The organism is Pseudomonas sp. Leaf58, assembly GCF_003627215.1.
In the GTDB taxonomy this organism is placed as follows: Bacteria; Pseudomonadota; Gammaproteobacteria; order Pseudomonadales; family Pseudomonadaceae; genus Aquipseudomonas.
This window is the reverse complement of the sequence record NZ_CP032677.1, coordinates 1,447,186-1,464,922: the sequence shown is the minus strand read 5'-3', so window position 1 is coordinate 1,464,922 and position 17,737 is coordinate 1,447,186. Positions and strand designations below refer to the sequence as shown.

13 protein-coding genes are annotated in these 17,737 nt (G+C 53.3%); 12 read left to right on the top strand and 1 reads right to left on the bottom strand.

What is annotated here, in order from left to right:
• From DV532_RS06770 to DV532_RS30185, 7 genes are all read left to right on the top strand, one after another.
• Positions 1 to 1,023: a hypothetical protein gene (locus DV532_RS06770; protein ID WP_156676020.1), complete on the top strand. Its 1,023-nt coding sequence runs from the start codon at positions 1 to 3 to the stop codon at positions 1,021 to 1,023.
• 2 nt (positions 1,024 to 1,025) lie between these two features.
• On the top strand, positions 1,026 to 2,399 hold the full coding sequence (locus DV532_RS06765) for a glycosyltransferase (protein ID WP_162241150.1): 1,374 nt from the start codon (positions 1,026 to 1,028) through the stop codon (positions 2,397 to 2,399).
• A gap of 53 nt (positions 2,400 to 2,452) precedes the next feature.
• Positions 2,453 to 3,295, top strand: coding sequence for an FkbM family methyltransferase (locus tag DV532_RS06760; protein WP_056807264.1), 843 nt, complete (start codon positions 2,453 to 2,455; stop codon positions 3,293 to 3,295).
• Entirely contained in the window at positions 3,289 to 4,914 is a 1,626-nt protein-coding gene (locus tag DV532_RS06755) for a hypothetical protein (protein ID WP_056807267.1), read from the top strand. The genes DV532_RS06760 and DV532_RS06755 overlap by 7 nt, the downstream gene beginning before the upstream one ends.
• A 4-nt stretch (positions 4,915 to 4,918) precedes the next feature.
• Entirely contained in the window at positions 4,919 to 5,761 is an 843-nt protein-coding gene (kdsA, locus tag DV532_RS06750; protein WP_056807270.1) for a 3-deoxy-8-phosphooctulonate synthase, read from the top strand.
• 28 nt (positions 5,762 to 5,789) lie between these two features.
• The gene (gene kdsB, locus DV532_RS06745; protein WP_082477200.1) at positions 5,790 to 7,076 is read left to right on the top strand and encodes a 3-deoxy-manno-octulosonate cytidylyltransferase; all 1,287 of its coding nucleotides are present in this window, start codon (positions 5,790 to 5,792) and stop codon (positions 7,074 to 7,076) included.
• A 108-nt stretch (positions 7,077 to 7,184) separates the two neighbouring features.
• A complete protein-coding gene (locus DV532_RS30185; RefSeq protein WP_156676021.1) occupies positions 7,185 to 9,137 on the top strand; it encodes a hypothetical protein in 1,953 nt (650 codons plus the stop codon).
• Between the two features lie 177 nt (positions 9,138 to 9,314).
• Here DV532_RS30185 and DV532_RS06735 read toward each other — a convergent pair whose 3' ends face one another.
• Positions 9,315 to 10,247 carry an SIS domain-containing protein gene (locus DV532_RS06735; RefSeq protein WP_056807274.1) on the bottom strand — a complete coding sequence of 311 codons (933 nt, stop codon included), beginning with the start codon at positions 10,245 to 10,247 and terminating at the stop codon, positions 9,315 to 9,317.
• 491 nt (positions 10,248 to 10,738) lie between these two features.
• Here DV532_RS06735 and DV532_RS06730 point away from each other — a divergent pair, with 491 nt between their 5' ends.
• From DV532_RS06730 to DV532_RS06710, 5 genes are all read left to right on the top strand, one after another.
• Entirely contained in the window at positions 10,739 to 11,797 is a 1,059-nt protein-coding gene (locus tag DV532_RS06730; protein WP_177339559.1) for a phosphotransferase, read from the top strand.
• Positions 11,798 to 12,077: 280 nt separating this feature from the next.
• Positions 12,078 to 14,099: a capsular polysaccharide biosynthesis protein gene (locus DV532_RS06725; RefSeq protein ID WP_056807278.1), complete on the top strand. Its 2,022-nt coding sequence runs from the start codon at positions 12,078 to 12,080 to the stop codon at positions 14,097 to 14,099.
• Positions 14,039 to 15,358, top strand: coding sequence for a capsule biosynthesis protein (locus tag DV532_RS06720; RefSeq protein ID WP_056807282.1), 1,320 nt, complete (start codon positions 14,039 to 14,041; stop codon positions 15,356 to 15,358). The genes DV532_RS06725 and DV532_RS06720 overlap by 61 nt, the downstream gene beginning before the upstream one ends.
• Positions 15,355 to 16,131 (top strand): SDR family oxidoreductase, encoded by a 777-nt coding sequence (locus DV532_RS06715; RefSeq protein ID WP_056807285.1) that lies wholly within the window; start codon positions 15,355 to 15,357, stop codon positions 16,129 to 16,131. Before DV532_RS06720 ends, DV532_RS06715 begins: the two co-directional genes overlap by 4 nt.
• Positions 16,124 to 17,734, top strand: coding sequence for an LTA synthase family protein (locus tag DV532_RS06710; RefSeq protein ID WP_056807288.1), 1,611 nt, complete (start codon positions 16,124 to 16,126; stop codon positions 17,732 to 17,734). The genes DV532_RS06715 and DV532_RS06710 overlap by 8 nt, the downstream gene beginning before the upstream one ends.
• Positions 17,735 to 17,737: the final 3 nt, after the last annotated feature.

Genomic DNA, 17,737 nt, shown 5'->3' with positions numbered 1-17,737 from the left:
TTGAATAAATTAGTGCTCGACTGGTTCCGTAATAAAGATGGCGACAACGGCGTTCTTCTTCGCAATGCGGGCTGGCTGCAGAATTTTCTGTACGCCACAGGCTTGATAGACAACTCGTCTGTAGAACCGTCTGAAAACATTCGCCGTGTGGAGTCGGTTTACAAAGCATCTGGCATGGCTATGAACCAACATAGCTGGGCTTACCTGTACGACAATCTTGAGCGCATTTCGATTGCTCATGACTTCTTCCTAGAGTCCTGCTCCTCGGAACTGGTGATAGGCTACGAACTGTCGCGAGCTCAATTGCAAGCCATTGATAAGGCAGGCAAAAGGTACATCAACCTTTGTACGCATCCCCTTCGATTCGCTCCAGATTATTTCCTCGCAGCCGCGACAAACGATCCACAGATTCACAACCGACTGAAATCAGTCGCCCCTACCCGCGACTACATTGATCAAAATGTCGGTCTGATGAAGGCTCGGGCTGCACGTCGCTATCACCGACGCATGAATCCGGAGCACGGCCTTGTATTTTTCGCACAAATCGCCGTGGATTCATCTCGAATCAAGAACGGCGAGATCATTGACGATTCCTACATCATTCAATCGCTCGAAAGAATGCTGGATGAAGTGAAGCCTAAGAACCTTTACTTGAAGCATCACCCCCACGAAAAGATGTCTCCTGCTCTCACCAGCGCCTTGGAGAAAATGAAAGGCAAAGTCATTCCTACCGAAACATATGACTTGCTAAGCATCGCTGGGCTGCGCCTCTGCGCACTCTCTTCTGGCATTTGTCATGAAGCCGCGTACTTTGGTTGCCAACCAACAAAGTTCTTGCCAAACCCTGAGCTTTTCCCAATCGTCGGCGAGGAGATTGCGCTTGGCCAATATAATATTCTCCCAAGCAACATTATCGACAAACGCTTCTGGGACTATGTACTGAAAGGAGCTGAAGGCCCAACTCCAGTATACCCATTGCCTAACACTCCGTACCGTACAGCATCTGGACTGTCATGGGGCTGACCATGATTTATTTAGATATCACTCGGATTTTTAATCGGGTCAATGCATCCTCTCCAACAGGCATTGACCGTGTAGAGTTTGAGTATGCGAAGAACTCGCTTGAAAAAGGTCACTTTTTTGCCTACCAAAAAAGAAGTGAGCTCTTTAGCGCCCCCCGCTATCTTGTAGAAAAGGTGGTCGCATACCTGGCTGAGCGCTGGGAAAAAGGCCGTGAAGAAGACCCGACAATTGAACACTCTATAAAAGAGTGGGCAAAATCTCTGCGTCTTAAGCCGATGCCAAAACCCACAGGCACTGTTAAATTCCTTCGAGAACTTAAAGGCAAGAAATTCAAGGAACGACTTGCAGCGGTGAGATCCGAAGCTGAGTTCATCAAAGCGAAGGCCCCTCAGGTTCCTAGCAGCATGGCGACCATCTTCGTTGCCTTGTTCCATGATAAAATCCTTAAGAAATTTGAGGCGGCGAATGCCGTTGATGCCCCAACGGGCATTCACTGGAACAAGGTATTTCACAAGTCATGCTATCTTAATGTCGGACATACCGGCTTAGAGAAGCGGGCACTCTTTGAGCACGTGAAGGCCAACGGCATCCAAGTTGCCCTCTATCTTCATGATTTGTTGCCAATGACGCACCCGCACTTGTTTGTGGAGGGCACAGACAAGACCCATAAAGTTCGCATGGACAACATGGCAGCATTTTCAGATTTAATTTTCGCCAACTCTTTTTACACCAAAGAGAAATTTGAAGAACTCTATGGCAAATCTTCAGTTGCTGGCGTGCTTGAAATCGGATCTCAAGAGCTAACTAAGAAGTCATCAGTCCCTGCAAGCCAACGAAAAAACTTTGTCTCGATTGGAACAATCGAGCCACGAAAAAACTACCTTTGGCTTGTTCGCGCGTGGGATAATTATTGTCAAAAGAACCCAGGAAGGGTTAAAGACGACAAGCTTATTATCTTCGGTAAAGTTGGCTGGCTTAAAGACAAGGAGCTCAATGAGCTTCAAAAGCTCGCAAAAAAGAATAATATTGAGATTATTAGTGGCGCCAGCGACGAGCTAATCCAGACCACCCTCTCCCACGCAAAGGCTTATGTCACCGCAGCGGAGGTAGAGGGCTGGGGAATGCCACTCGCGGAGAGCCTCAGCTATGGAACTCCCGTGATAGCTACTGATGTGGCTGCACACCGGGAAGTAACGAGGAACACCGCTCGCTTCTTCGAGTTCAATAATGTGGATGAGTTTCACGCCCACCTGGATGCGTACTACATCAAGCAACACTATGAGGTTGCGCTTGATGATGTGACACGCTACGCTCCGTGGCAGTGGAAATCTCACTTCGACCGCCTCGCTCAGCATATAAACGGTCAAGTTTCTTGATAGACCCCTCCTTCCTTGCGAAGGAGGACGTCAATTAAACAAGGCCTAGATAGATGCCAAATGATCAAACAGAACAACTACTACCCCTGATCAAAACCGAGGGTGAATACACAATAACAATCGGCGAAGTTCAACTAATACTTCATCTAACCAACAAGCACGAGCGGCAATACGCCGCCAACTGTGCTGCTGGCATCAGATACCCGCAAGCCGACATTGATAAACTTCTTTTCCAGCATTTCGTAAAACCCGGAGACTTCATCGTCGACGCGGGTGCAAACATAGGCTTTTCCGCACTTCAAATGCTTGCTGCGGGGGCGACTAAAGTCCACTGCTTTGAACCAGTGAAAGAGCTATTTACCCGACTTTCTCAACTACAGACAGAGAAAATTATTGCTCACAACTTTGGTCTTTCTTCGGCACGCGCTCACGCGGAGATAATTATCTCTTCGAGCCACAACCAAGGCTCGACATATTCAACCGAAATGCTCGAGCTTTTTCCTCAGGTTTTCGGCGATCAGCCAAGCAAACAAAGAAGCAAGGTACTACCTCTTGATTACTTCTTCTCGGACCGCGACGTTAATTTTATAAAAATTGACGTTGAGGGTCTCGAAACAGCGGTTTTGGTAGGCGCGCAAAAACTTCTGAGCCGACGGAGCCTGCGAACCATTGTGTTAGAGTCGTATACCGGCACCCAAGAAATTGAAAAGGTACTGGGCGATCGATTTCCGTTACGTTACAGAGTCTATCTGGACTCTAACACATACGAGCTCAAACTACAGCCTGCGGACGAGCCGATTAGCCCGAATGCAATAAAAACCAGCCCTACCTATCTATTTACAAATGATCTTGCGTCTGTATCCCTGCTTATGAAAGGCGAGACTCATCAATGCTGAAAGATAACAAGCTGCGATTCACAGACATCGGCGAATGTAGCGCGAACAATCTTGCGAATATTTTTTCTCACCTCGAGAGAAACGAAATATTCAAACCTGCAGACAAAAAAATTATTAAATCCGAAGAGCTGATATATGACACGCTCAAGGAGTTTGATAAGTCGAATCTCAACAACGGGAGGTTCAGAATCTGGCAGAATGAGGCTCGATTCGATTGCCTCTTCCATGAGAAATCCGATACTGAATACCTGTATGTCTTCCTCAACGGTTCCCGCGGCGAAGACTTGAATAGCTTTGCAGCTATCCCTCGATTTGGCAGATGGTCCTGGCATCAACTATTCAATGGAAGTACGCTTTTCATTGAAGACCCAATGCTTTATAAATATGATACATTGAACCTTGGCTGGTACTATGGCACCACTGATGAAGACTACCTTGAGTCCACATTAAATATTGTAAAATCTGTTCAGAAAAAGATTTCTGCCGCCAAGGTTGTTTTCTATGGCAGCTCCGGAGGCGGTTATGCTGCTCTACAGTTGGCAGCTCGGCTCCCGAACAGCTTTGCCATTTCAATTAACCCCCAAACACAGCTATGTAAATGGGGTTCAGCGCCAAGCTTCACAGAGCATACTGAGATTGACCTGACAGGCCACGATAAATTCCTGCGGAACTTTGCAGGTGAAGCCGTGATGAATAACAATACTTCTAAGTACTTTGTAATTCAGAATGCCTTATCTCATGATGACTGCTCTGATCATTTCTTACCTTTTTGCACACAAGTGGGCCATGACGCCAATTACGGCCTATCTACCAGCGCCAACATTTTAACTTGGCTCTACTCGACGCCAGGCGGACACAACAGCACCGACAATAAAGCCGTACTGTATTTTATCCTTGATTTAGCGTTGAGCTTTTTCAATAGTGAAAACTTTACTATCTCAGACAAAACATCTGAGCTATACAAGGTGGTAAATACGCTTTGGCACTCAAGCTTCCATCTTCAAGACTTGCTTAAAGATAGAAGTGAAAGCTGCACCCCAGAACCGGGCAGGGCAAAAGACAATTTCATCACTAGCAAAAAGTTAGCTCGTGCGAGCAAGCTAGACGACGCGTTGGACCTAGCGAGAAAGGCGGTATCATTGAATCCGTCGAACATAACCTACTTGGTTAATCTCGGTGATATTCAACGAAAAATCGGCAAAACTGAAGCGGCCCTTGAAACACTGCTACTGGCGCACGAAATTCAACCTGACCACCCAAATTTGAATTTTCAAATTAGTGCAACCTACAGTGTATTGAAAGATTTTGATGCCGCACTTGACCACGCCAAATCTTCAGTACTTGGCGACCCAAGCAACGTCAGTTTCAGGAACAACTACACTAACATCTTGCGAAATACTCAAGATTATGACGGGGCGATTGCAAATCTCGAAGAGACTTTTAGCATTGAACCAGACTCACCGTGGACGCATGTTCAGGCCAGCCGCCTATGGACTGATCTGAACGATCCTCGAAGAGCGATTAAGCACGCGCAAGTAGCCGCACAGCTTTCTCCCGACGTAAATGCATTCCAAAATCACCTCTCATACACCCAGAAATTGTTTGCCACAAGTGAATAAATACATGATCAAGATCAGCAACTCCATCTCTGTCTCCAATGATGCGCCGTTTGTATTGTTCGGCGGGGTTAACGTACTAGAGTCTGAAGACTTGGCGCTTAAAGCATGTGCTGAATACGTGCGAGTCACAAATAAACTTGGTATACCATACGTTTTCAAAGCCAGCTTTGACAAGGCAAATCGCTCCTCTATCCATTCCTATCGAGGGCCAGGCATGGAGGAAGGGCTGCGTATATTTGAAAAAGTAAAAGCTGAGTTCGGCGTTCCTATCATTACTGATGTTCATGAAATCTACCAAGCTGCGCCCGTCGCAGAGGTTGTAGATGTATTGCAACTTCCAGCCTTCCTCGCGCGACAGACTGATCTTGTAGTAGCGCTTGCTAAAACTAACAAGCCTGTGAACATTAAGAAGCCTCAGTTCCTGAGCCCTTCACAAATGCAAAATATTGTTCACAAGTTCAAAGAAGCAGGGAATGACCAGCTGATTCTGTGTGATCGTGGCTCCTGCATGGGCTACGACAACTTGGTTGTGGATATGCTTGGCTTCGGGGTTATGAAGCGTACCTGCGAAGATTTACCGATCATCTTCGATGTTACCCATGCACTTCAGAATCGTGACCCCTCCGGTGCCGCGTCGGGCGGCCGTCGTGAGCAAGTTGTTGACCTTGCACGCGCAGGTATGGCTGTCGGCCTTGCAGGTCTTTTCCTCGAAGCCCACCCTAATCCGAATGAAGCTAAATGTGATGGACCCAGTGCACTCCCACTCGACAAACTTGAACCATTTTTGACTCAGATCAAATCTCTAGACGATCTGGTTAAGTCCTTTCCTGCTTTGAAAATTTCGTAAGAAAGGTCTGAACGCAAGGATTGTGAACATGGCAAGTTCTTCGCAACGGGTTGCAATTGTTATTCCAGCACGCTACAACTCTACCCGCCTACCGGGAAAACCTTTGGCGGATATCGCTGGCAAACCAATGGTTCAGCATGTCTATGAGCGTGCACGGCAGGTGGCCAATACGCATATCGTCGTCGTTGCTACTGACGATCAACGCGTTGCTGATGCCGTTCATAGTTTTGGCGGTGAGTGCATAATTACTTCACCAGATCATCCATCTGGTACTGACCGTCTTGCAGAAGTCATGACTCAAATTGATGCAGATATCTACATCAATGTTCAAGGTGATGAGCCACTTGTCCGACCAGCTGATATCGAAGCACTGGCTGCAGGGATGCTCATCGATACTAGCGTCAGCATTGGCACACTCTGCCATTCTATTGACGCGAGCGAAGCGATGAACCCCAATACTGTCAAGGTAGTTCTAGGCAATAATGGCAATGCGTTATACTTCAGTCGCTCGCCAGTGCCCTACCCTCGTGACAGTAATGCAGCGACTTTCCTGAAGCATGTTGGCGTTTATGCGTACCGTCGCGAAGTATTGGCTGAGTACGCAACTCTGCAACAGCCAATGATGGAGCACGCGGAGAAGCTGGAGCAATTGCGCTTGCTTTCTGCGGGATACTGTATTCGCGCTTATCGAGTCGAGCCAACCGGCCCAGGAGTGGATACGCCTGAATGCCTAGAGCAGGTGCGTGCTCTAATCCAAGGCAAATCCCCTGCAGTAAAACCTGCTCTGGCAGATATCCGACTCGTGATCACCGATGTAGATGGCGTGTTAACAGATGGCGGAATTTACTACGATTCTACCGGAGAATGCCTGAAGCGCTTTCATGTCCGAGATGGTATGGGTATGCGTCTCCTCGAGGAAAACGGCGTAAGAGTTGCGGTCTTGTCTGGACGAGATTCTGCAACTTTACGTAAGCGGATTTCTGATCTTGGTATTTCGCTCTTTCAATTAGGTGTGAAAGATAAGCTGGCGGCCTGCAATCAATTGATCGCTGAGGCCGGCGTGACATCTGAGCAAACCGCCTGCATCGGGGATGACTGCATCGATTTACCAGCTTTCGCGGCGTGTCGACTGTCATTTGCGGTCGCGGATGCTCCCCATTATGTGAAAGCTGCTGCAACGCACACATTGACGAGCGCTGGTGGCACGGGAGCTTTTCGGGAAGTAGCTGACGCCATTTTGTTTGCCCAAAACAAAATGTCCAAAGTCACCACTGCGGAGGGATATATGAGCCTAATGAACAAGATGGCGCAATAAACGTAGTGTGGCAGCGAATACAAGCTGCCACCTTTCTTGCAGCCCTGAACTATTTTCATTTTAGAAAATCCAACATACTCACTTAGACCTTTTCAGAGATATGTGAGTATGCCTTTATTTTTTGAACGTAGAAAATTCCTCGGCTCTACAATTTTAGGGGTTGCGGCCACTAGCAGCGGGCTAGTAAGTGCGTCAACCTTGCTTGCGGACACAAAAAAAAACCCGCCAAACACCTTTCCTACCTGGGTAGGAGGCCAGACCAAGACAGCCAGCGACATTGGCATAATAGGCGACGGCCGATATCATGCTCTTTCCGAGAGATACTCAAGCTTACAGGAAGCAAAAAAATATTTCCCATTTATAGAATCATTAGAACACTCTATTGATTGGGCGACACTGCAAGATGAGTTAAATAAAGCCAAACAGCGGCCTAGCGTAATTGACTTACAGGATTTACATATAGTTCTGTCTGAGCCGCTTGTATGGAAAGGCGGCGCCTTTCTCAAAGGCCTCCAAGGTCAGTGCACTATCAGCCTAATGGACAATGCTAACTGCAGCGTCATAGAGAGTGACTCCTTTGAAGATTGGGACCAATGGAAAGCTGGGACTGACAGTAACTATACGCTTGACGGCGGAATCGATGGCATTATCATTGACGGCAATGCCAAAAATCAAAGTACGCTACCATCATCTGAAAAAGATCTAGCCTACGGCCTCAAGATACATTCACACAGATTTCAAATTGGCTGGCTACAGGTGCACAACATTAATGGTGTTGGCATCAGAATAGCGTTTAATAAAAACCTTGTTAGGTCATTCCGAAACACACAAGACACCAGCGCCCCACTCCAAGGCAGCCCCTTATCTCTCGCTGCACCTTACGACATAAAAAACATAAATATTTCAGACACTTTATATGAATCTTTTGTCTTTGATGGCCCAGCGGATATTCCGATATGGAATCTAACTACGAACTATTGCGGCTGGACTTCACGCGCAACCCCACCACCACCCAATCGCACTTCACTTTTATTTCCAAACGAAGAAATACATTCTGTCCGCATTCACTCTCCATGCAAAATATCTTATGCCAATTTAAATGGAGCCATATACGGAAGATCTTTATACATCGCAAAAAATACTAGATTCCATGCTGACTGCATAATCACGTCATCCTCATGGGGAGGCGTATTAATAGAGGGCTCTGCGTATGGCACGATTTCTAGCCTGCTACTACAGCAAAACAACTTCGCCCATAACAACCAAACAAAGCCATACCTCGAAGTTCGGCTTGACCCTAAATCCGATCGAAACAAATCAAAAATTTCCATCCTTCACGTCTCCACCCGAAGAACCAGTAACACGCCAAAAGGAACGGGTGACTTTATTTATGATGACGCCGGTATATTTATTGCTAGAATCGACTGTGTCGACAACAAATTTGTAATCGGTAACGGCTTGAGAATCGGTAAAAATAACATTGGCGGCCACTACAGCAGCGTAGATTTACGGAATTTACAAGACAGCGACAACACCACAAGCGCAGCGGTGATCATCGAAGCGGGGGCCAGGGATTGGCAAATAGATAGGATCTATTTAAATAATTGTGCTCGCGGAATTATAAATCTCGGAAAGAACATGCGCGGCAATGTTCTCAGCGGCCTCATTGAGGTAAAGAAAAATCAAATAGCTTTGGAGGGCATAGCAAAGGCCAGCTCGTCGAGCGCCGTCATCACTAACAAAAATTTTATTGCACTAGACAATATCAGCTCGTGGGCAATAGAAATCCTATCCGAAAAGAAGAGGCTTTATAATAGAACCAAAGCATCAATTTCTATAGATGTAGCGAAGTCTGGAAAAATAGACGAAGCGAAACTTGAGCACAAACTTTGGCGCATACCAACAGTGAAAGATATCCAGATCTCATCCCACTGGAAGGGTGATGGATATCCAATTTTCAATATCGGCATCCAACAAATATCCCAAAATTTTATTTCACTTACGGGGACAGTGCTAAGCGAAGAGAAGGGAACGCTTTTTATTACTGCTCATTTAAATTAAACTAAATAGATGACTGATCGAACACCTTCCCCCTGAGAATTAAAGCGATTTAGTACACCAGGATAAATATGACAGGCACTAGCCCAGACAAAACTCCTCCACCAGCACTAGGTGATTTCAGACTATCGAGAGCTGTCATCAAAAAAGCCGGGTGAAAAACCCGGCTTTTTCACTGATCTAGTCGAAGATTTCTACCACACCAACAACAGCTCCTTCAGCATCGGTCACAGCTAACGCTCGGATTTTGTTGTCGAGCATATAGGCTTCAGCTTCCGAAAGTTGTGAATCCTCTCGAATGGTGTGCGGGCTAGCAGTCATGAACTGTTCAACCGTGGCCTGAATAATGCTCTCATCCTCCAGCAATGCGCGGCGTAGATCCCCGTCAGTAACGATACCGACAAGCTTGTCGCCCTCCATCACAACTGTCATGCCCAGGCGGCTACGAGTCATGACCAGCAGGCAATCATGGAAGCTCGTAGACGGGGCAACCACAGGAGCCGGCGAGTGCATTACATCGCAAACACGAGTCAGCAACTTGCGACCCAGGCTACCACCGGGGTGGTAGCGGGCGAAGTCCATCGGCTTGAACTGGATAGCTTCGATCAATGCCACCGCTAACGCATCACCCATCGCCATCGTGGCCAAGGTGGAAGTGGTCGGTGCTAGGTTGTTCGGACAAACCTCCCGCTCAACCGAAATGTCTAGCCAGATGTCAGCGTGCTTGGCTAGGGTAGATTTGCCATTGCCGGTCATAGCGACGATCTTGTTGCCAAACGACTTCAGGCTCGGGATCAGCTTGATCAGCTCTTCGGTCTCACCGCTGTAGCTAATGAGGATTAGAACATCAATCGGCTTCAGCATGCCCAGATCGCCGTGGAAAGCTTCGGCTGGGTGTAGGAAGAAGCTAGGGGTACCCGTGGAAGCAAAAGTGGCGACAATCTTCTGGCCGATGAGGCCAGATTTGCCCATACCACACACCACGGTGCGGCCCTTGCAACCGAGGATCAGTTCGACGGCACTCTGAAACTCGCCATCAAGGCGGTCAGCTAGTTGAGTAACTGCTTGAGCCTGGGCGATTAGAGCTTCTTTGGCAATGTTAAGGTGATTCATTTTCGTCCCTGACGACAGCTAAATATTTACGAAGCGGGGAATGTTAAGGTTTTTGCACCGGGAAGCAAAGTGCAAGGACCTCAGTCTTGTAGTCAATCAGACTGGCGGAGGCGTCGCTTGAGAGGGAAAGGCACCAGGCACCTGGTTCGGGACGGGAGGATCGGCAGCATTGAACGTCTGACCTGCCTCCGAGGACCACGAACAAAGGGTGCCTTGTGACCAATAGCAGGTCGGACCTCCTCTTCATATCGCCCAGCCGAGGATATTGCTGCGCTACAGGGCAGGCGGGAGTGGGTAAATGGCCTGCCTTGCTTTTGTCACACTAGGCTTTTCAAAAATCTGCCGCCGGGCAGCCCTTTGACCACAGGGAGTTCGACCAGGTCGACCTACCAAATCAATGCCTTGTTGTAACTTTTCGTTGTGCACAGGCCTCTCATACAGCAGCATATCCACCTTTTGAAGCACTGAATCGGACGCATGGCACTGCCAACATGGATGTAACGGACCCCCCCACAAGCCAGCGCATCGTCAGCAAAACGCTCTACCGCTGGCGCCCCGCCTCTCTCGAAGACAACCTGCGCGCGCTCAAGCCCCAATGGCATGGGAAAGCACTAGAGATTAGTAGTGAGGTCCTCGGAGCGAACGCGTCGTTCGTAAACTACGTACGTCACCATCGTCTGCTGGACCCCTGCACTGGGCTCCCAGTAGAGGTGGTGGAAAAATCCATTCGCAAAGTGGCGTTCATCGGCAGCCAAGAGGCGCGCTTTCATCGTGCCGAAGGTATGCTGGCAGGTAGTGCCCACTTCAACTACCCCTCTTGCCTAGGGGTGATCGAGACCCCCTGGGAGAGCTTGATCTTCACCGAGTTCGTGCGTGGCAAACCACCCCACATGCATGCCATTGCTAGGGAGCTGGCATCTGGCATTGCCGAGCTAGAAAGTCTGAGCCATAGCTATCTCCAATCACAACCCTTGGGGAAGGCGCCTCTGCTATGGAGTATGGACTTCTATAGACCTTGGTTTCTGCTGCGCCCCCGCTTTAATTTTGCTCGCTGCCTTCCATCATTGGAAAAGCTTGGCCTCGAAGACGAAAGGTTTGCTGGCCTGGCGGAGCGCTTCAAGGCCTTTCTGCCATTGACGAAAAAGATGGCAGCCGAAGCCCGGCGAAGCCCCCACTGCATCAGCCACATGGATTACCTGCGCAAAAACCTTTTCGTCGAAAAGGGCCAGTTGCACTTGATCGACTGGAGCGAGGTAAAGATTGGCCGGATTGGATTCGACGGCGGAGCCTACTTGGGCAGCCTCTTCCGACGAAAAGACATGAGGGTTTTCTTGGCAGCGCAAGCTGAGTTCATCGAAGCTTACCGTACAGCGCTTGCTAAGAAATTCGATGTCGAGCAAGCGATCGAGAACCTCCGTTATGTGTTCCTGATCACAGCACTGTTCCATTGCTTGCGCCCAGAAACCGTCATGGAGTACCGGGAGCGGGATCGCATGGGGGTCTTGCACGAGAAATACTCATATTTGTTGGGGCTGGTGGAGGAGCCGTAGATAGGAGACCTCGGTTGCGGGCACAGATGGGTAGAAGTCAGCTTCTAACACGCAAGCGTGGAACGGGGCCTCGGAGGAGTTTGCTTGGAATGGATGGCATTTTGATGCCATACGTCAGCAAATGCGCAGATTGTCTAATTTCTTTTTGCGTTTTTTTACCTAACGGCACGCCTAGAAAACTGAATTTGTATTAAGATTGGTTCCCCCTTTATTTCCACCCGGACTCGCAAGACCCCTGGTTATTGCAGCCCGCTTGCTGAATGGATGCCGCTCCACGTTTATGGATGACGTTCCGCCTCGCCCTCGTCTATTGGTCCTATCCAAAGGCGCCCAGCGTCTAAGCACACTCCCTGCGCTGCTGCCTGACTACGCGCTGCAAAATGGTGCTGCACGTCATTTAGCCAATGCGGATTGCGTGATGGCCTGGGGGCGAAAGCCAAGTGCCCTCAAAGCTATTGCTAAAGCAGCCAAGGCGGGTAAACGCGTGGTTACACTTGAGGATGGCTTTGTTCGTTCGGTAGGCTTGGGAGCAGATGACCCTCCCCTGTCATTGGTCGTCGACGACGTTGGTGTCTATTACGATGCCACAGGGCCGTCACGGCTAGAACAGCTCATCGCCACCCCCCTCGACGCCAAACAGACCAAGCGCGCACTGGCTTTACGCATTCTGTGGCAGCAGCAGCGGGTTTCCAAATACAACAACGCCCGGATTGAAGTGCCAGCCCTACCGGAGGACTGCGTGCTTGTAGCCGACCAAACATGTGGCGATGCCTCGCTACAGGGGGCGAGTGCAGATGGCTTCCAGGCGATGCTTGATGCTGCATTGGCTCGCTATCCGCACAGCTCCATCGTACTGAAGGTACACCCGGATGTAGTTGCTGGGCATAAGACTGGGCATTTCGATCTGGCGGCATTAGCTAGCAACCCTCGGGTACGGGTGCTGGCACGCAACATCCACCCAGCCGATCTGCTACCGCGCATGCGTGCTGTGTTCGTAATGACATCGCAGCTGGGCTTCGATGCCTTGCTGTGGGGCGTGCCGGTGCACACCTGGGGCATGCCGTTCTACGCAGGCTGGGGCCTCACCGAGGACCGCTTGCCGGCACCTTCGCGCCGTAAACCGGTGCCATTGACGCAACTAATCCATGCCTGCCTGGTGGGTTACCCGCGCTATGTTTGCCCCGAGCGCAGCGAGCCGTGCACCCCGGAAGTGCTGATCAAATGGCTGGGCCTGCAACGGCGGCACCGCAGCGCTCTGCCCAACGCGGTGCAGATGCTAGGTTTCAGCCGCTGGAAAGAACCCTTGGTTGAGATGTTTTTCGATGGCGCCTCCATCCGCTTCGTCAAGCCAGAACAACCACTCAAGCAAGACCTGCCAGTGGTGTCCTGGGGCTGCAAACACGACACCGACCTCAGCACCCACCCCTTGCCGGTCAACCGGGTAGAAGACGGCTTTTTACGTTCCGTGGGCCTGGGTGCGGGCAAGGCGCGCCCGTTGTCGTGGGTGGTCGATGACCTGGGCATCTACTACGACGCCACCCGCCCTTCGCGCCTAGAACGCATTCTGGCCGACGAAGCGTTCGACCCGCAGCTGCTGGCCCGCGCGCACGCCTTGCGCCTGGCCATTTGCGCGGCGGGGCTAACCAAATACAACTTGCCTGGGGCCAGTTGGCACCGCCCGGCGCACGTGCAGCGGGTAATTCTGGTGCCCGGCCAGGTCGAGGGCGACGCGTCAATCCGCTTTGGCGGCAACCGTATCCGCAGCAACCTGCAACTGCTGCGCGCCGTGCGTGAGCAAAACCCCGGTGCGTGGATTTTGTACAAGCCGCACCCCGAGGTGCTGGCCGGCACCCGTGCCCGCGGTGATGACGAAGCGCAAACCGTGCACTGGTGCGACGAAGTGATTGGCGATACGCCACTGCAGCAGTTGCTGGAAGTGGTCGACGAATTGCATGTGCTGACTTCGCAGTCGGGCTTCGAAGCCTTACTGCGCGGGGTACCGGTGACCACCTATGGCCAGCCGTTCTACGCCGGCTGGGGGCTGACACGCGACCTGGACCTGCAACCGCATGTGCAGGCGCGGCGCAGCCGGCACCTGACGCTGGACCAGCTGGTGGCGGGGACGCTGCTGCTGTACCCCACCTACGTAAGCCTGGTGACCAACCGGTTTACCACCGCAGAACAAACCTTATACGAACTACAAAATTGGCACGCCTTACCGCAGCCTGGAGCCCCCTCCCGATGGCAGGACTTGAAACGACGCTTGAGCAGTTTGTTGGGCATGAAGCGCCCGACCAACTGAATGCGAGGGCGACGCGTGGTCCACTGCTGCGTATCCCCACCCACCATTTTTTGTTTCTGCAGGGCGTTAGCTCGCCCTTCTTCAGCCGCCTGGCCAAGGGCTTGCGTGATATCGGCCAGCAGGTGCACAGCGTGCGCTTCAACGTCGGTGACGCACTGTATGGCCCTGCTGGCGCACGGCTGACCTGCCCGCACCGCCCAGAAGACCTGGACGCCTGGTATGCCCAGGTGTTCGGCCAGCTGAACATCACCGACCTGGTGCTGTTTGGTGACTGCCGCCCGGTGCACCGCCCAGCGGTGGCCTTGGCGCGGCTGTCGGGTATTCGCGTGCATGTGTTTGAGGAAGGTTATTTCCGGCCGTACTGGGTCACGCTGGAGCGCGATGGGGTGAACAACAACTCGCGCCTGCCGCGTGACCCGCAGTGGTACCGCGACGTGGGCAAACACATACCGCGCTACCAAAATGGCAACCCGTTCAAGCTGTCGTTCATGGCCCGCGCCACCCACGACGTGCTGTACCACGCCGGTGGCGCGCTTAACCGGCTGTGCTTTCCGCGGTACCGCACCCATGCGCCGTTCAATGCGGCCAAGGAGTACGCCGGGTTCATCCGCCAGGGCATGCGCTTGTTGCGCGCGCGGGTGCATGACGACGCGCTGGTAGCAGAAGTCGCCCGCGAGCGCCACCCCACGTTCCTGCTGCCACTGCAGCTGGACAGCGACGCGCAAATCCGCGACCACTCGCCGTTCCAGAACATGACCCAGGTGATCGAGCATGTCATCGACTCGTTCTCGCTCAATGCGCCGTTCGATGCGCGGCTGCTGGTGAAAAACCACCCGCTGACGCCGGGGCTGGTCAACTACCGCAAGGTGACCGAGCAATTGGCGCAAAAGTACGATGTGGCCGAGCGCGTCGATTTCATGGAAAGCGGGCACATGCCCACCTTGCTGTCGCATATCACTGGCATGATCACCGTCAACAGCACCGCCGGCGCTTCGGCATTGCTGCACCACCGCCCAACCTGCACACTGGCCGAGCCGATCTATGCCATGCCGGGGCTTACGCACCAGGGCGGGCTGAACGACTTCTGGCAGCAGCCCGAGGCACCCGACAACACCTTGTTCCAACGTTTTCGCAATACGGTTATCCACACCACGCAAGTGAATGGCGGCTTCTATACGGCCTGCGGCATGGACATGGCCGTGGCCAACTGCCTGGAAGTACTGATGGCGAAAACCTCAAGAATCGAAAAGTACCTATGAGCTCGCTCGCTTCCCCCCGCTGCATCCTCATCACCGGCGCCACCGGCGGTATCGGCGGCGCCCTGGCGCCTGTCTACGCCGCGCCGGGTGTCACGCTGATCCTGCAAGGCCGGCGCCAAGACCGCCTGGACGAAATGGCCGAGCAGTGCCGCGCCCTGGGGGCCCAAGTGCTGCTGGAAGCCCTCGATGTACGCGACCTGGACGCCCTGCGGGCCATGGTGCGGCGCGTCAGCGAGGCGCATCAGCCCGACTTGGTGCTGGTGGGGGCCGGGCTGAATACGGCCGTGGGCGCCAATGGCGAGGCAGAAAACTGGGACGACAGCCGCGCACTGCTGGAAGTGAACGTGATGGCCGCGCTGGCCACCGTCGAGGCCGCACTGCCGGCCATGCGCAGCCGTGGCCATGGGCAAATCGCGCTGTTCAGCTCGCTGGCGGGCTGGCGCGGTTTGCCGGTCACGCCTACCTACAGCGCCAGCAAGGCGGCGATCCGCGTGTATGGTGAGGCGATCCGCGACTGGCTGGCGCCAGAAGGGGTGAAGGTGAATGTGATTGTGCCGGGGTATGTGGAGTCGAAGATGTGTTTCGAAATGCCTGGGCCTAAACCTTTTCTGTGGACCGCCGAAAAAGCGGCTAGGCGTATTAAACGCGGGCTGGCAGCGAACCAGGCGCGTATTAGTTTTCCGTTCCCGCTCAACCTGGGCACTTGGCTGCTGGGGCTTATCCCGCAGTGGCTTTCTTCGATGATCCTGCGTGGGTTGAAGTACAGTGATTGATGTTTCTTTATTGCCGGTTGCACTGATCGGCCTGGCGCTGACCGTAGGCGTTGAGCGCCTGCTGATCCCTCGCCCTGCCCTGCGCCGCCCGGCCGACTGCTGGCTGCTGCATGCGGGGCTGTGGTGTGTGGGCCTTGGGCTGTTGTATGCGCTGACGGCGCGGCCGTTGTTCAGTGGTGTCAACCTGCTGTTGCTGTGGCTGCTGATCGTGCTGGTCAGCAACGCCAAGTACCACTCGCTGCGTGAGCCGTTCGTGTGCGCAGACTTCGAGTATTTCAGCGATGCGGTGAAGTTTCCGCGCTTGTACCTGCCGTTTTTCGGCTTTGGCAAGGCGGCCCTGCTGGCGGTGGCGTTTCTGGTTTACCTGTGGGCGGGGCTGAGCTTCGAGGTGCCGGGCCCCCGCTTTGCGGCGCTGCTGCCGTTGGCGCTGGGCTTGGTGCTGTTGCGTGTGGGGCATCGCCGGGTGCAGCCGAGCTTTGATGCCGAACAGGATGTGCGTGGCTGGGGGTTGGCGGCCAGCCTGTGGCGGTACTTCTGGGCGGCGCGGGCGCCGGTGGACCGGGCGGGGTTGGGCTCGCCGTTTGCTGGCGTGCCTGTGCCGGCCTCTTCGCGGGACAAGCCCGCTCCCACACAGGCCTCTGCAGGCACCGAGGCAAACCTGTGGGAGCGGGCTTGCACCGCGAACCCGACCGGGCCGCAGCCGGACCTGGTGTCTATCCAGAGCGAATCGTTTTTCGATGTGCGCGGCTTGTGGCCCGGCGTGCGCCCGCAGGTGCTCGACCAGTACGACCTGCTGGCCAGCCAGGCCCTGGCCCGCGGCAAGCTGCAGGTCGCGGCGTGGGGGGCAAACACGGTGCGTACCGAGTTTGCCTACCTCACTGGCATCCCGGCTGACCGGCTTGGCGTGCACCGTTTCAACCCGTATCGGGTACTGGCCCGCCAAGGCCTGCCGAGCATCGCCGCGCGGCTGAAGGCGCAGGGTTACCGCACCATTTGCATTCACCCGTACGACGGCAGTTTTTATGGGCGCAACAAGGTGCTGCCGGCACTGGGCTTCGATGAGTTCATCGACGTGCGCGCGTTCAACGCTTCGCAAAAGGCCGGGCCGTTCATTGGTGACTGCGCCGTCGCCGAAAAAATCCGCGCCCTGCTGCAGGCACCGGGCCGTACCCAGCCGCTGTTCATCCACGCGGTCACCATGGAAAACCACGGCCCGCTGCACCTGGAAAGCGTGGCCGATCACGAGCTGCCTGCCTGGTTCAACCGCCCTTTGCAACCGGGCATGCAAGACTTGGCGCCTTACCTGCGCCACATCGGCAATGCCGACCGCATGCTGGGTATGCTGCGCGAAACGCTGATGGCCCAGCCGCACGAGGCGCTGCTGTGCTTCTTTGGCGACCATGTGCCGATTTTGCCCGAGGTGTACCAGGCCATTGGCGCGCCAGCGGGGGACACCGATTACTTGATCTGGTCCAACCGCCGCCAGCCCGGCAGCCGGGCCAGCGCGTTGGCCGTGCAGCATTTGTCCAGCACGTTGCTGGCCCATGCCCAGGCGCCCGCCACGGGCCAGCATGCGCCCAGTGCTGCTGCCGGGGTAGCCTGACAC

Bases quoted from the DNA above. Each gene is read 5' to 3' on its own strand.
- DV532_RS06715 (WP_056807285.1), top strand. From the start codon at position 15,355: ATGAGCTCGCTCGCTTCCCCCCGCTGCATCCTCATCACCGGCGCCACC.
- DV532_RS06730 (WP_177339559.1), top strand. From the start codon at position 10,739: ATGGATGTAACGGACCCCCCCACAAGCCAGCGCATCGTCAGCAAAACG.
- DV532_RS06755 (WP_056807267.1), top strand. From the start codon at position 3,289: ATGCTGAAAGATAACAAGCTGCGATTCACAGACATCGGCGAATGTAGC.
- DV532_RS06735 (WP_056807274.1), bottom strand. From the start codon at position 10,247: ATGAATCACCTTAACATTGCCAAAGAAGCTCTAATCGCCCAGGCTCAA.
- DV532_RS06720 (WP_056807282.1), top strand. From the start codon at position 14,039: ATGGCAGGACTTGAAACGACGCTTGAGCAGTTTGTTGGGCATGAAGCG.
- DV532_RS06760 (WP_056807264.1), top strand. From the start codon at position 2,453: ATGCCAAATGATCAAACAGAACAACTACTACCCCTGATCAAAACCGAG.
- DV532_RS30185 (WP_156676021.1), top strand. From the start codon at position 7,185: ATGCCTTTATTTTTTGAACGTAGAAAATTCCTCGGCTCTACAATTTTA.
- DV532_RS06765 (WP_162241150.1), top strand. From the start codon at position 1,026: ATGATTTATTTAGATATCACTCGGATTTTTAATCGGGTCAATGCATCC.
- DV532_RS06725 (WP_056807278.1), top strand. From the start codon at position 12,078: ATGGATGACGTTCCGCCTCGCCCTCGTCTATTGGTCCTATCCAAAGGC.
- kdsB (WP_082477200.1), top strand. From the start codon at position 5,790: ATGGCAAGTTCTTCGCAACGGGTTGCAATTGTTATTCCAGCACGCTAC.
- kdsA (WP_056807270.1), top strand. From the start codon at position 4,919: ATGATCAAGATCAGCAACTCCATCTCTGTCTCCAATGATGCGCCGTTT.